The organism is Levilactobacillus acidifarinae DSM 19394 = JCM 15949 (assembly GCF_001434835.1).
In the GTDB taxonomy this organism is placed as follows: Bacteria; Bacillota; Bacilli; order Lactobacillales; family Lactobacillaceae; genus Levilactobacillus; species Levilactobacillus acidifarinae.
The window spans coordinates 106,751-120,972 of the sequence record NZ_AZDV01000028.1 but is presented as its reverse complement, the minus strand read 5'-3'; the positions used below and the strand labels follow the sequence as shown (position 1 = coordinate 120,972).

At 52.4% G+C, this 14,222-nt stretch carries 15 protein-coding genes; 13 read left to right on the top strand and 2 right to left on the bottom strand.

Annotation, left to right across the window (positions count from 1 at the left end; translation table 11 throughout):
• The first annotated feature begins 32 nt into the window (after nucleotides 1–32).
• Nucleotides 33–1,052 carry a serine hydrolase domain-containing protein gene (locus FD25_RS12190; RefSeq protein WP_057804555.1) on the top strand — a complete coding sequence of 340 codons (1,020 nt, stop codon included), beginning with the start codon at nucleotides 33–35 and terminating at the stop codon, nucleotides 1,050–1,052.
• 260 nt (nucleotides 1,053–1,312) lie between these two features.
• Here FD25_RS12190 and FD25_RS12185 read toward each other — a convergent pair whose 3' ends face one another.
• Both FD25_RS12185 and FD25_RS12180 read right to left on the bottom strand, forming a co-directional pair.
• A complete protein-coding gene (locus FD25_RS12185) occupies nucleotides 1,313–2,017 on the bottom strand; it encodes a type 1 glutamine amidotransferase (protein WP_057804554.1) in 705 nt (234 codons plus the stop codon).
• Nucleotides 2,014–3,363: a Mur ligase family protein gene (locus tag FD25_RS12180; protein ID WP_057804553.1), complete on the bottom strand. Its 1,350-nt coding sequence runs from the start codon at nucleotides 3,361–3,363 to the stop codon at nucleotides 2,014–2,016. The genes FD25_RS12185 and FD25_RS12180 overlap by 4 nt, the downstream gene beginning before the upstream one ends.
• 244 nt (nucleotides 3,364–3,607) lie before the next feature.
• On the opposite strand from FD25_RS12180, the gene FD25_RS12175 reads away from it, so the two are divergent.
• From FD25_RS12175 to FD25_RS12120, 12 genes are all read left to right on the top strand, one after another.
• A complete protein-coding gene (locus tag FD25_RS12175) occupies nucleotides 3,608–4,192 on the top strand; it encodes a thymidine kinase (protein WP_057804552.1) in 585 nt (194 codons plus the stop codon).
• Nucleotides 4,193–4,212: 20 nt separating this feature from the next.
• Nucleotides 4,213–5,298 carry a peptide chain release factor 1 gene (gene prfA / locus FD25_RS12170; RefSeq protein ID WP_057804551.1) on the top strand — a complete coding sequence of 362 codons (1,086 nt, stop codon included), beginning with the start codon at nucleotides 4,213–4,215 and terminating at the stop codon, nucleotides 5,296–5,298.
• Nucleotides 5,291–6,139: a peptide chain release factor N(5)-glutamine methyltransferase gene (gene prmC / locus FD25_RS12165; protein WP_057804550.1), complete on the top strand. Its 849-nt coding sequence runs from the start codon at nucleotides 5,291–5,293 to the stop codon at nucleotides 6,137–6,139. The genes prfA and prmC overlap by 8 nt, the downstream gene beginning before the upstream one ends.
• 12 nt (nucleotides 6,140–6,151) lie before the next feature.
• Nucleotides 6,152–7,168: an L-threonylcarbamoyladenylate synthase gene (locus FD25_RS12160; RefSeq protein WP_057804549.1), complete on the top strand. Its 1,017-nt coding sequence runs from the start codon at nucleotides 6,152–6,154 to the stop codon at nucleotides 7,166–7,168.
• Between the two features lie 159 nt (nucleotides 7,169–7,327).
• Nucleotides 7,328–8,569: a serine hydroxymethyltransferase gene (glyA, locus tag FD25_RS12155; RefSeq protein WP_057804548.1), complete on the top strand. Its 1,242-nt coding sequence runs from the start codon at nucleotides 7,328–7,330 to the stop codon at nucleotides 8,567–8,569.
• Nucleotides 8,570–8,663: 94 nt separating this feature from the next.
• Complete coding sequence (upp, locus tag FD25_RS12150) at nucleotides 8,664–9,293, top strand: uracil phosphoribosyltransferase (protein WP_057804547.1); 630 nt, start codon at nucleotides 8,664–8,666, stop codon at nucleotides 9,291–9,293.
• 359 nt (nucleotides 9,294–9,652) lie between these two features.
• Nucleotides 9,653–10,369 (top strand): F0F1 ATP synthase subunit A, encoded by a 717-nt coding sequence (gene atpB / locus FD25_RS12145; RefSeq protein ID WP_057804546.1) that lies wholly within the window; start codon nucleotides 9,653–9,655, stop codon nucleotides 10,367–10,369.
• Between the two features lie 36 nt (nucleotides 10,370–10,405).
• Nucleotides 10,406–10,618 (top strand): F0F1 ATP synthase subunit C, encoded by a 213-nt coding sequence (gene atpE / locus FD25_RS12140; RefSeq protein WP_024746921.1) that lies wholly within the window; start codon nucleotides 10,406–10,408, stop codon nucleotides 10,616–10,618.
• 46 nt (nucleotides 10,619–10,664) lie between these two features.
• Nucleotides 10,665–11,180, top strand: coding sequence for a F0F1 ATP synthase subunit B (gene atpF, locus FD25_RS12135; RefSeq protein WP_057804545.1), 516 nt, complete (start codon nucleotides 10,665–10,667; stop codon nucleotides 11,178–11,180).
• Complete coding sequence (gene atpH, locus FD25_RS12130) at nucleotides 11,170–11,712, top strand: ATP synthase F1 subunit delta (RefSeq protein ID WP_057804544.1); 543 nt, start codon at nucleotides 11,170–11,172, stop codon at nucleotides 11,710–11,712. The genes atpF and atpH overlap by 11 nt, the downstream gene beginning before the upstream one ends.
• Nucleotides 11,713–11,742: 30 nt before the next feature.
• Complete coding sequence (gene atpA, locus FD25_RS12125) at nucleotides 11,743–13,287, top strand: F0F1 ATP synthase subunit alpha (RefSeq protein WP_057804543.1); 1,545 nt, start codon at nucleotides 11,743–11,745, stop codon at nucleotides 13,285–13,287.
• A gap of 30 nt (nucleotides 13,288–13,317) precedes the next feature.
• Nucleotides 13,318–14,217 (top strand): F0F1 ATP synthase subunit gamma, encoded by a 900-nt coding sequence (locus FD25_RS12120; protein WP_057804542.1) that lies wholly within the window; start codon nucleotides 13,318–13,320, stop codon nucleotides 14,215–14,217.
• The last annotated feature ends 5 nt before the right edge of the window (nucleotides 14,218–14,222 follow it).

Genomic DNA, 14,222 nt, shown 5'->3' with positions numbered 1-14,222 from the left:
CGGTTAAATGGAAAACAGAGAGAAGGGGTACGATGGCTTATCAGGCAACTAAGGCCGCTTTGCGGCGGCTAGTTTCGGCGGGAGTGGTTCCCGGTGTTAGTTACGCGTTTATCGACGGTGACCGGGTCGAATCGGGTCAAATCGGTCAAGCCGCACTGGTTCCGACTGCCGAACCGTTACGCGCGGGGATGACCTATGACTTGGCGTCTTTGACCAAGGTAGTCGGGACGTTAAGTGTCACCCTGCAGCTCCTCGCCGCGGGGCGCTTACGGCTGACGGATCCCGTCACAACCTGGTTGCCCGCGTTTGGCGATGACCGGGTAACGATTCAACATCTGTTGACCCACACCTCGGGCATCACGGGGTACATCCCCAACCGCAACCAACTGAACGCCTCAGAGTTGACCCGGGCACTATTGGGGTTACACGTCGGCCCCACCTTTAACGGCAAGATGGTCTACGCCGACGTGAATTATATCTTCATGGGCTGGATTATTGAAAAAATCCTGGGGGAACCGGTTCAGGTAGCCGTGCAAAAACGGGTACTCACGCCCCTAGGAATGACGCACAGTACCTTTACGCCCACCGATCCGCACGCCTGTGTGCCCACGGCCATTACGCCTAACCGGGGACTGGTGCGGGGCGCCGTTCACGATCCCAAGGGGTACGTGTTACAGCGCCGCTGCGGGTCGGCCGGCCTGTTCAGTACGGTCGATGACCTCGTGCGCTTCTGCCAAGCGTACTGTCACCCCGAACGGGTAGCGGCCGTTTTGCCCCCGACCTGGGTGCGCCGCCTCGTGGCCGACTGGACGCCGACCGGTCAAGCCGGTCGTTCCTTAGGTTGGGCGTTGACGGCTACCCAATGGCCGACCGCCCACCGGGTCCTCTGGCATTCCGGGTTCACGGGTACCTATTTGGTGATTGATCCGCAGACCGCTCAGGCCATGGTCTTCTTGACCAACCGGGTCCATCCGGTGGCGCCGAACCTACCGTACTTAGATCAACGGAATGCGGTGATTGGCACGTATCTCGCCGAAAAAACGACGATTTAACTAAAAAGATCCCCCGTAAAATCAGAACGATTTTACGGGGGATTATTTTTGGGAACGTTATGGGTGGTATCGACTGGCATGTCGATTAGAATAACCAGTCAGTATTATTTGATCGAAAAAATGCATTTGAGTTGTGGTCATGGCCAGTATGAGCTGGAAGCCGTGCCCAGCCCATTCCAGCCCGTTTCTGACTGATTCGGAAGCACCAGACTTGTTAAATTTATTTTTTAAGACCAGTGCTTGCATGACGCGTAACGGGGTTAGAAGGTTGCCGGGATCGGCAAAGCTTCCTGTTGACTGAAGTCGTCGTTGGGGAACTTACGCTTTAACGCGGCAATCAACAGGTGCTTGGCGATGTCGCCGTTTCGCGTGAGGATGGGGCCGTGGAAGTATGAACAGTAGACGTTCTTATAGATGGCGCCTTCAGTGCCGTCTTCGCCGTTATTGCCCTTACCACTGACCACGTTACCTAAAGGCCGTTCGCCTTTACCGATAAAGGTCCGTCCCTGGTGGTTTTCAAAGCCGTGGTAGGTCTCGCCGGTTTCTTGGTTCTTAATCACGATGTCGCCAATAAAGCGGTTGTGATCCTGCGCTAGGGTGTAGTGGTCCAACGCCCCAATTCCGGGAAGCTTTTCACCATCGGCACCGATGTAGTAGTGACCTAAGAGTTGGTAACCGCCACAGATGGCCAGTAGGGGACCGCCGGATTCGATAAACTTGGTCAGTTCCGCCTTTTTGGTCTGGATGTCTTTAGCTACGATGGTTTGTTCAAAGTCCTGGCCACCGCCAAAGAAGGCCAGATCGTAGTCGGCCGCGTGGAAGTCTTCTTCCAGACTGACGACTTGGACGTTTAAGTGTACGTCCATTTGCTTGGCATAGTAGTTTAACGCCAGGATGTTGCCCACGTCGCCGTAGGTATTCATTAGGTCGCCGTACAGATGGGCGACGTTTAGTTCGTATGTCATACGCCGAGTCCCTCCTTAATGAAACCTTGGCTAGCTAAGATCTTCCGTAGTTGGAGCATGGCCGTGTAGGTGGCCAGCACGTAGACCCGTTCGGTCGGCACTTCCTGAATCCGGTCGACCACCTTCTCCAGACTAGGTTCGACGATGTGCTTGTCGTCGGGCACCCCGGCCACCTTGAGGCGGAAGGTGATGTCCTTGTACCGTTCGCCCCCGGTGATGAACGTGGGGATGTTGGAATCGGCGAGTTGCTCAAAGTCGCCGTCCCAGATCCAACTGGTATCGATCCCGTCGGCGTAATTGGCGTTTAACAGGCCCACAAACGAGAACGGCTGGGGATCCGTGCCAATCATGTGCAGGACTTGGTCTAAACCGACCGGGTTTTTGACCAGGATGATGGTGACCCGCTTGCCGTTGACGTCGATGACTTCCTGGCGGCCGAAGACTTGCTCGTTAGCCGTGAAGGCGTGGGCAATCTGTTCGGGGGTGACCCCCATGAACCGGCCCACCGCGTAAGCGGCTAAGGCGTTATAGATGTTGTAAGTTCCGCCGACCGTAATTTTAAACGCGTGACCGTCGATGGTGAATTGTGAAGACGTTGGCGTTTGGGTGCCCAGCTGAGTCAACCGGTAGGTCAGGTCGGGGCGTTTAAAGCCACAGTGGGGGCAGAAATACTTGCCCTGATTGCTGTAGGTCAGCGTGTGGTAGTGTAAGATGTGTTGACAGTTTGGACACAGGACCCCGTCCGTGTTGGGCTTAGCCTTGAAATCACGGTCCGGTTGGTCGTCAAACCCGTAGTATTGGATCGGATTGGGCAGGTGCTTGGAATTAAAGATGGGCGAATCCCCGTTAGCGATGATCGTCGCGTTCGGCGCGAGCGCCACGCCGTCCAGGATCTTCTGGTAAGTCGTGTAGATTTCACCGTAGCGGTCCATCTGATCTCTAAAAATGTTGGTAAAGACAAAGGCCTTGGGTTCGATGTATTGGGTGACCTTGATCACGTTGGCTTCGTCGACTTCCAGTACGGCGAGGGGCCGACCGGTTTTCGGGTTCTTCGCGTTTAAAAAGGTCGTGACGATTCCTTGTTCCATGTTGGACCCCGTGGGGTTGGTGAGAATCGTTGGGTACTTTTCGTGGAGCACCGACACGGTTAGGGCGGTGGTTAACGTTTTTCCGTTAGTCCCGGTGATGACGATCACGTCATACTTGGCACCTAACGACCGCAAGATTTGCGGGTCTAACTTTAAAGTAATCTTACCGGGCAAAGAACTTCCCCCGTGTAAGAAGGTGTGGAGAAACCAGTAGGACGATTTCCCCGCAAAGGTGGCAACACCGCTTCGCAATGACATGGACATTTCGCTCCTTAAACAAGACTTGGTTGAACCTCAAACGTTAATTCTAGCATTTTTTTCAAAAATAGGGGAGTCCACGTCTTGAACTTTGCGAAATTGCAAGGAAACCGTCCCTGCCGGCCCGCGTGCGACCGGGAACGCTTCCAGCACGAAAGCCGCGATTTTTCAACTTCTCTGGTCGAATTTTCCCAGGCAATCGGCTATAATAGATTAGAAACTGTCAAAAAAAGGTGGGAGTAACGTGGCGCAGCTCTTTTTTCGGTACGGCGCAATGAATAGTGGGAAGTCCATTGAAATTTTAAAGGTCGCCCATAACTATGAGGAACAACATAAACGGGTCATTATTATGACCAGTGGCTTGGACACCAGAGACGGCGTCGGGGCCATTTCCAGTCGCATCGGGCTGAGACGTCCCGCACATCCAATTTTTGCGACGACTAACGTCTACGATGAAGTGGAAAAGTTAGATCCGCAGGCCAACTGTATCCTGATCGATGAGGCCCAGTTTTTGACCAAGGATCACGTGTTTCAACTGGCAAAGATTGTGGATGACCTCCATATCCCGGTCATGACCTTTGGGTTAAAGAACGATTTTCGTAACGAGTTGTTTGAAGGATCGAAATACCTTCTATTATATGCAGATAAGATTGAAGAAATGAAAACCATTTGTTGGTTCTGTACCAAAAAGGCCATTATGAACCTGCGCTTCCACGACGGGAAACCCGTCTACGAGGGTGAACAGGTTCAGATTGGCGGTAACGAAGCCTACTATCCGGTTTGTCGGCGGCACTATTTCAACCCGCCGTTGGACCAGATGGGGCAATAACGAAACGAGGTTAAAACGAAATGGATGAAATGTTTGATAAGCTCCAAGCCGTCGCGGACCGTTACGACGAGCTCAACGAATTAATCAGCGATCCGGAAGTCATTGCGGATACGCAAAAATTCATGGCCCTGTCGAAAGAAGAGGGGGAACTCCGCGAAACGGTGGAAAAGTACCACCAATACCAAGACGTCACCAAGCAAATTAAGGATGACGACGAGATGCTCCGCGAAAAGCTCGACGATGACATGGAAAGCATGGTCAAAGACGAGTTGAAGGATCTCACCGACCAGAAGGAAAAGTTAGAAGACGCCATCAAGCTCTTACTGTTACCGAAGGACCCGAACGATGATAAGAACATCATCATGGAAATTCACGGGGCCGCCGGTGGGGACGAAGCCAGCTTGTTTGCGGCCGACCTTTTCAGCATGTACTCTAAGTACGCCGAACGCCAAGGGTGGAAGACGGAAATCGTTGACGAGAACGCCACCGAAGTTGGGGGCTTCAAGGAAATTGTCATGATGATTACGGGTGATAAGGTCTACTCGAAGCTGAAGTACGAAAACGGGGCGCACCGGGTCCAACGGGTTCCCGTCACGGAATCTGCCGGCCGGGTGCACACCAGTACCGCGACGGTCGGGGTCATGCCCGAAGAAGAAGACGTCGATATCGATATCGACCCCAAGGACATTCGGACCGACGTTTACCGGTCATCCGGTGCCGGTGGGCAACACATCAACAAGACCTCTTCGGCCGTGCGGATGACCCACTTGCCAACTGGAATCGTGGTGGCCATGCAAGACGAACGGTCACAGCAACAAAACCGGGCCAAGGCCATGCAAATCTTAAAGGCACGGGTCTACGATTACTACAAGCAACAAGAAGAAAGTGCCTATAACGCCGAACGGAAGTCGGCCGTGGGGACCGGGGACCGTTCCGAACGGATTCGGACCTACAACTACCCGCAAAACCGGGTCACCGACCACCGGATTGGGTTGACGTTAAACAAGCTAGACCGGATCATGAACGGTGAACTCGACGACATTATCGATGCGTTGATTTTGTCCGATCAGGCCGCTAAATTGGAAAACTTAAAGAATAATGGCTAATTCGGTCACGTACTTTGCGGCGCTTAAGGCCGCCGAGCACCAGCTGACGACCGTCCAACAAGATCCCAGTGCCGCCCAGTTTCTGTTGCTAGAAAGTCAGCACTGGACCTTTACCCAGTTGGTCCAGCATTACCGCGACGTCATGCCAACCAATCAGCTGAGCCGCTACCAACAACAGGTAACGCGAGTCAGTGCGGGTGAGCCCGCCCAATACGTATTGGGCCACGCGCCCTTTTACGGCCGGGAGTTTGTGGTAAGTCCGGCGACGTTGATTCCACGGGTCGAAACCGAAGAGTTGGTCGAGTGGGTCCTGAACAGTCAGTCGACCACCGCCCAACGGGTTCTCGACGTGGGGACCGGAAGCGGCGCCATCGCCGTGACCTTACAGGCAGAACGTCCCGCTTGGCGGGTGACGGGGACGGACATTTCGGCTGCGGCCATCGCCGTGGCGCAACGCAACGTGCAGACTTGGGCACCGGCCGTGACCTTAGCCGTCGGCGACTTGTTTGCTCCGGTGGCTGGTCAGCGCTTCGACGTGATCGTGTCGAATCCCCCGTACATTGACCGGACGGAAACGGCGGTCATGGACGACTCCGTGAAACGCTACGAGCCGCAAACGGCTTTGTTTGCGGCCCACCACGGTTTGGCGTTCTATCAGCGGTTCGCGCTGGCGTTACCCACGGTGTTAACGGCCCGGGGGAATTTCTTCGCTGAGCTGGGGTACCAGCAAGGGGCGGCGGTCCGGGAGATCTTTCAAACGGCGTTGCCCACGGCGCACGTGACCATTCGGCAGGACCTGAGTGGCCACGACCGCATGGTGCGGGTCGAACTCACAGAATAATGGGAGAATATTATGGAAACACAAATTTTTAAACCAGATCAAATTGAAGCGGCCGCGGCACTTATCAAGGCCGGCCAACTGGTGTCGTTTCCGACCGAAACGGTGTACGGTTTAGGGGCGGATGCCACTAACGAAACGGCCGTTAAACAGGTTTACGCGGCGAAGGGACGTCCCAGCGACAACCCGTTGATCGTCACGGTCACGGGCCAAGCGATGGTCGAACAGTACGCTGAGCCGTTGTCGGCTAAGGCCCAGGCGTTAATTAAGGCTTTTTGGCCGGGCTCGTTAACGTTAATTTTAAACCTTCAACCAGGTAAGCTGTCTAAGGCGGTGACGGGGGGCTTGTCCACGGCGGCCTTTCGAAATCCGGCCAACCAGACCACGTTGGCGTTGATTCAAGCGGCTGGCGTCCCCATTGTGGGGCCGTCCGCCAATACGTCGGGTAAGCCCAGTCCGACGTTGGCCCAACACGTCTACCACGACCTGAAGGGGAAAATCGCCGGCATCGTCGACGATGGGCCCGCCCAGGTGGGGGTCGAATCCACAATTTTGGATTTAACCGCCGACGTACCGACCATCTTACGGCCAGGAGCGGTCACCGAAGAGGACTTGGAACCCGTGATTGGCACGGTGCGGTCAACCCATCATAAGGTGGGCAAGACCGAAGTGCCGAAAGCACCGGGGATGAAGTATAAACATTACGCGCCGGACGCGCAGGTGTACATCGTGGATCACGAAAGCGATTGGCCCGCGGCGCTAGCGTGGGCTCAAGCCCAGGATTATCCGGTCGGAGCGATGGCCATTGATCCCGTCTTGGCGGCAAACCAATTGCCGGCGAACGTGGAGGCCTATACCTTAGGCCCCGATTTGGCCAGCGCCAGTCACCGGTTATTTGCCGGTTTACGGCACTTTGACCTGGAATCACCGGTCAAGGGCATCCTTACGCAGGGATTTGCCGACACCGGGTTAGGGGCGGCCTACATGAACCGGTTGAACAAGTCGGCCGGTCAGGTGCATTTTCAGAAGTAAGCGAGTTTAATGTTGTGAGGCGCTGCCCTGGTTTAACCAGGAACAGCGCCTTTTGACGTCTAAAAAGGGATCTCTGACGAAAAATAGGAGATTAAGTTCCCATTTTCCGGACAAATTTGCTAAAATATAAATCATCATACAGCCCAGGAGGAATTGCCCTTGAACTATCAAACAGAAGATCCGGCCCTTTGGGGGGCCATCGCCCAAGAAGAGCAACGTCAAGAGGACACCATCGAATTAATCGCCTCGGAAAACATCGTGAGTCACGCCGTCCGCGCCGCCCAGGGATCCGTGTTGACCAACAAGTACGCCGAGGGGTACCCGGGAAAGCGGTACTACGGGGGAACCCAGTACATTGATGTCGTGGAACAACTTGCCATTGACCGGGCTAAGCAACTGTTCGGTGCCGACTACGCCAACGTGCAACCGCACTCCGGTTCCCAGGCTAACCAGGCCGTTTACGCGGCCTTCCTAAAGCCGGGGGACGTGGTTTTGGGGATGGGCTTAGACGCCGGAGGGCACCTGACGCACGGCGCCAAGGTCAATTTCTCCGGGAAACTCTACCAAAGCTACAGCTACGGCTTGAATCCGGAAACGGAACTGTTGGACTACGCCGCTATTCGGGAATTAGCCCGGAAGCTCAAACCGAAGATGATCGTGGCCGGTGCCTCGGCCTACTCTCGAATCATCGACTGGCAGGCCTTTCGTGAAATCGCCGATGAGGTGGGCGCCTATTTGATGGTCGACATGGCCCACATTGCGGGGCTGGTCGCGGCCGGGTTACATCCGAGTCCGGTAGGGATCGCCGACGTGGTCACTACCACGACGCATAAGACCTTACGTGGACCGCGGGGCGGGCTGATCTTAGCGCAAGCCCAGTACGCCAAGCAACTTAACTCGGCGGTCTTTCCGGGGACCCAGGGAGGGCCACTCGAACACGTCATTGCGGGGAAGGCCGCGGCGTTGTTTGAAGATGGGCAACCGGCCTTTCGGGATTACGCCCAACAGATCATTGTCAATGCGCAGGCGATGGCCGACGAATTTAGTCATGCGTCCCACCTGCGGGTGATCTCGGGAGGCACCGATAATCACTTGCTGACCCTCGACGTCTCCCAAACGGGCTTGAACGGTAAGCAAGCCCAGGACTTACTCGATACAGTCATGATTACCACGAACAAGGAAGCCATTCCTAACGAGACCCTGAGCCCGTTCAAGACGTCCGGCGTTCGGTTGGGCACCCCGGCCGTCACGACCCGGGGCTTTGACGAGGCAGACTGTCGGGAAGTTGCCCGGCTGATTAGCCAGACACTAAGTCAACCGACCGACCAAACCAATCTGGATGACGTCCGGCGGCGAGTTCACGCGCTGACCCAGGCTCACCCCCTAAGTGTTTTACCCTAGAAATTACGAAAAAGCGATTTCATTCCTAAAAAAATCCGCTACGCCATTGCAGTTAATGGTACAATTGTAAGAAATACCAAAGGAGCGTTTATTCATGGGGAAGTTTCAAGTACTCGACCACCCGTTGATTCAACACAAACTGACGATTATTCGTAACAAAAACTGCGGGACCCGCAGCTTTCGGGAAGTCGTTAATGAGATCTCGACGTTAATGGCTTACGAAGTTTCGCGCGACATGCCACTACAAGACAAGGTCATCGAAACGCCAGTTGCCAAGATGACGGCTAAGGAATTGGCTGGTAAGAAGGTTGCTATTGTTCCGATTCTGCGAGCCGGAATTGGGATGGTGGATGGAATTCTCGAATTGATTCCTGCCGCTAAGGTGGGCCACATTGGGATGTACCGGGACGAAGAAACCCTACAGCCTCATGAATACTTTGTTAAGCTGCCTTCCGATATCGATCAACGTCAAGTTTTCGTGGTGGATCCGATGTTAGCAACCGGTGGGTCGGCCATTATGGCGATCGACGCGTTGAAGAAGCGTGGCGCTAGCAACATTAAATTTGTGTGCTTAGTTTCCGCACCTGAAGGGGTAAAGGCTTTACAGGCCAAGCACCCGGACGTGGATATTTATACGGCGGCATTGGATGACCATTTGAACGAAGATGGGTACATCGTGCCGGGACTCGGGGATGCCGGGGACCGTTTATTTGGGACGAAGTAAATATAATGAAGAGATTCGGCAGTCATTGCCGGGTCTCTTCTTTGATTTCAGGGGGCTTTGATTGGATTGCTGCGGTGAATCGGTAGGGATTCGCCTGATTGCGCACGCAAATAGCCTTTGCAAACGGTAACATCGCCGCTATGACCGAATATTCCCGTTTAAGACGAAGATGTCAGATTCATGATATTTTCGTGAAAATTGTTTTGTTTTTTAGGGCGATTGGTGGTATCATTTCCAGTGTATTTGAATGGAGCGCTCGCTTCGTTCACTATTCCGTAAAATTCAAGAGTTTAGCGGGTTTTGCCGGTCGCTAGGACTTGGAGCTTACGTCCATATAGTGTGAAAAGAGGTGATATTCGGTGAATGATGGTCCAGTTTCGACCTTCCAATTTCTAGGATTGACATTTAGTACCGCAAATGTCGTTTCTGGGTTAGTTGTTTTTCTTTTAGTGGTGGCGATCGTCTTCTTTACGTCGCGGCATTTAGCAATGAAACCAACTAAGGGACAAAACTTTCTGGAGTGGCTGATTGAATTTACCAATGGGATTCTGAAGGGATCAATTCCTTCTAATGAAGTTAGCGGATTTGGGCTTTACGGGTTTACCCTGTTTCTGTTCCTCTTCCTCTCTAACCAATTGGGGTTATTTATCCAATTGACGTTCCATAACGCTACCATCGTCCGCAGTCCAACGTCTGATCCAATCGTGACCCTGACGTTCTCACTGATGACGTTAATGCTAGCGCAATTCGCAGGAGTTCAAAAGCTGGGGTACAAGAAGCACTTTACGAACTACCTCAAGCCATTTGTCTTCTGGTTGCCAATTAGTATCTTCGAAGAATTCACGAATTTCCTAACGTTAGGTCTTCGTATCTTCGGGGTGATCTTCTCTGGTGAAATGCTGTTAAAGCTGATTTGGGGCTTAGCAACGTCTCACGGCATCGCAACAATGATTGTTGCAGTTCCAATTGAAATGGTCTGGCAAGGGTTCTCTGCATTCTTGGGGGCCATCCAGGCGTTCGTCTTTGTTACGTTGTCGTCAGTTTATATTTCTCAAAAGCTTGAAGTTGAGGAATAAAAATTTTTTTCTAAATTTAAGGAGGAAACACACATTATGGGAGCTATTGCAGCTGGTATCGCTATGGCCGGAGCCGCTATTGGTGGTGGTGTCGGTGATGGTATCGTTATTTCTAAGATGCTTGAAGGGATGTCTCGTCAGCCTGAACTGTCAGGTCAATTACGGACGAACATGTTCATCGGTGTTGGGTTAGTTGAAGCCATGCCTATCATTGCCTTCGTTGTGGCTTTGATGGTTATGAACAAGTAATTGAACTTATTTCTCATTATTTGACAGTAAAAGGAGGTGTCAATAGATGCTCTCACATTTAGTAGTTGGTTCAGCGCTTTATTTCGGTGATTCCTTATTCTACGCCATCTGTTTCTTACTCTTGTTGTGGATTGTTAAGGTCTTGGCTTGGAAGCCAGTCACGAAGATGATGCAAGACCGGGCCGACAAGATCTCCAGTGATATCGATTCCGCGGAAAAATCCCGGACCGAAGCCGCTGGGTTGGTGGAACAACGGCAGACGGCGTTAAACGCGTCCCGTGGTGAAGCCCAAACGATCGTTCAAAATGCTAAGACGAATGGTCAGCAACAACGTGATCAGATCATGGCGCAAGCCCAAACCGACGCCCAAACGTTAAAGGCCAATGCCCAAAAGGACATTGCCCAAGAACGCGAGGACGCCTTAGCCGGCGCGCGGAACGATGTGGCGGACCTATCTATTGAGATTGCTTCCAAGATCATTCAAAGAGAATTAAACGCTGATGACCAAAAGGCATTGATTGATTCTTACATTGAAGGGTTGGGGAAGCATCATGAGTCTTGATAGGACAACTGTAGCTAAACGCTACGCACGCGCATTATTCGAATTGTTGTCCGAAAAAGACCAACTGGAGGACGGCTATGCCGAACTCCAGCAGCTTCGACGTGTCTTCCAGGACAACCCACAATTGGGTACTGTACTCTCAGACGCTAGTCTACAGGCTGCCGACCGGGAAAAACTGGTGGGTCAATTGACCAGCCAAGCTTCCCCGTACATTAAGAACTTGATCCAAATGGTTTACGATTACGGCCGCATGGACGTGATGGTGGCCATCATCGATCAATTCCAGGTTCTGTATGACGAAAAGCACCATACGATTTATGCCCACGTGACGACCGCGGTTGACCTTTCTGCCGAACAGAAAGACCAAATTGCCACGGCTTACGCGCAACGAGTTGGTGCTCAGAAAGTTATTTTAGACAGTCAAGTCGACCCTCAGATCTTGGGTGGTGTGATTGTACAATCCGCCGGCATGATCCTTGATGGGAGTCTGAAGACGAAAATCAACAAGTTGCGACGTCAACTGTTGGTATAACAAATCTGTAGGTAAAGAGGTGAAACTTTCATGAGCATTAAAGCTGAGGAAATCAGTACTCTAATTAAACAACAATTAGAAAACTACGAAGATGAACTCTCAGTTGAAGAAACTGGTACGGTAACTTACGTTGGTGACGGGGTTGCCCGGGCCCACGGCTTGGACAACGCCTTACAAGGTGAGTTGCTTTTGTTTGATAACGGGGTTTATGGGATGGTCCAAAACCTTGAAACCAGTGACGTTGGTATCGTTATCTTGGGTGATTTCACGGGAATTACTGAAGGCGACACCGTTAAGCGGACTGGTCGTATCATGGAAGTTCCCGTTGGAGATCAATTAATTGGCCGGGTTGTTAACCCATTAGGTCAAGCAATTGACGGCAAAGGGGACATTAAGACTGATAAGACGCGGCCAATTGAACATAAGGCACCAGGTGTTATGGACCGGCAAGGGGTTAGCGAACCTCTGCAAACCGGGATTAAGGCCATTGATGCTTTGGTTCCAATTGGACGTGGTCAGCGTGAATTAATCATCGGTGACCGGAAGACCGGGAAGAGTTCCATCGCGATCGATACAATCATTAACCAAAAGGATCAAAACATGATTTGTATCTACGTGGCCATTGGGCAAAAGGAATCCACCGTGCGGTCCCAAGTAAGTACGCTGCAAAAGTTTGGTGCCATGGATTACACCATCGTTGTATCCGCCGGCCCATCCGAACCAGCGCCATTGCTGTACATCGCGCCTTACGCCGGTGCAGCCATGGGTGAGGAATTCATGATGAACGGCAAGCACGTGTTGATCGTCTACGATGATTTAACCAAGCAAGCCGATGCTTATCGTGAACTTTCACTGATTTTACGGCGGCCACCAGGTCGTGAAGCCTACCCTGGGGATATCTTCTACACCCACTCTCGTTTATTGGAACGGGCTGCGAAGTTAAACGATGAATTAGGTGGCGGGTCAATGACCGCCTTACCAGTCATCGAAACCAAGGCCGGTGACGTTTCCGCTTATATCCCAACCAACGTGATTTCCATCACCGATGGTCAGATCTTCTTGAACAGTGATTCGTTCTATTCAGGGGTTCGGCCAGCCATGGATGCCGGGACTTCAGTTTCCCGGGTTGGTGGGGACGCGCAGATCAAAGCCATGAAGAAGGTTGCCGGGACCTTGCGGTTGGACTTGTCCTCCTACAAGGAACTGGAATCTTTCGCCCAATTCGGGTCTGACTTGGATGCTGCTACCCAAGCGAAGTTAGCACGTGGGGCCCGGACCGTGGAAGTCTTGAAGCAAGGCTTACACGAATCCGTTCCCGTCGCTAAGGAAGTTGTGATTTTGTTTGCGTTAACGCACGGTCACCTCGACAAGCTCGAAGTTGCCGACGTGTTACGTTACCAAAATGAGTTATTTGACTTTATGGACAGTTCGCATAAGGATCTCGAAGACTCGATTACCAAGACCGGGAACTTGCCAGAAGGCGACGCCCTGGAAACGGCCATCAAGGAATTCGACCAGACTTTCCAACCGTCCAAGCATGAGTCCGATGCTGCGGCCAATAACTCTGAAAATTAAGATTGCTTGAAGGAAGGATGGTGAGGAACAATGGCTGAATCGATTCATGACGTTCAACGTCGGATTAACTCGACTAAGGCAACCCGCCAAATCACGGCGGCCATGCAAATGGTCTCGACGGCGAAGTTAAATAAGATTCAGAAACACGCGACTGGTTACCAAGACTACGTGTCGAAGGTTAAAGCAGTTGTGATGCACCTTTCGCAGTCTCATCTGTTGGATAATTCCTCAAGCAACCTGCAGTCAGACCGTCCAGTAAAGAAGACCGCCTATTTGGTAATCACCTCTGATCGAGGCATGGTGGGGAGTTACAACAGCAGTGTGCTGCGTGACGCCAACCGCTTTATCGAAGAACGGACGCCCAACCAAGACGACTACATGATTCTAGCCGTCGGGGGCACCGGGGCGGACTTCTATAAGCATCGGGGCGTCAATGTGGCTTACGAATACCGTGGGGTCAGCGATGTACCGGAATTCAACGAAGTTCGGGAAATTGTGAAGACCGTCACCACGATGTTCGATAACGAAGTGTTCGACGAACTCTTCGTGTGCTACAACCACTTTGTGAACCGAATTTCATCCCGTTTTCGGGCTGAAAAGATGCTGCCCGTTGACAAGGAAACCTTGTCGAGCGACGCAGCTAAGGACACGCCAACGAAGCCGTTGACCGCCGAATACGACACTGAACCTTCGGAAGAAGAAGTGTTGCAGGTGGTCTTACCGCAATACGCGGAAAGCTTAGTTTATGGTGCGATTCTGGACGCTAAGACTTCTGAACATGCATCTAGCACCAATGCGATGCAATCAGCCACCGATAACGCCGACGATTTGATTGGGACGCTGCAACTGCACTACAACCGTGCACGTCAAGCGGCGATCACCACTGAAATCACCGAAATTACTGGTGGGCAAGAAGCCTTAAGTAACTAATGACG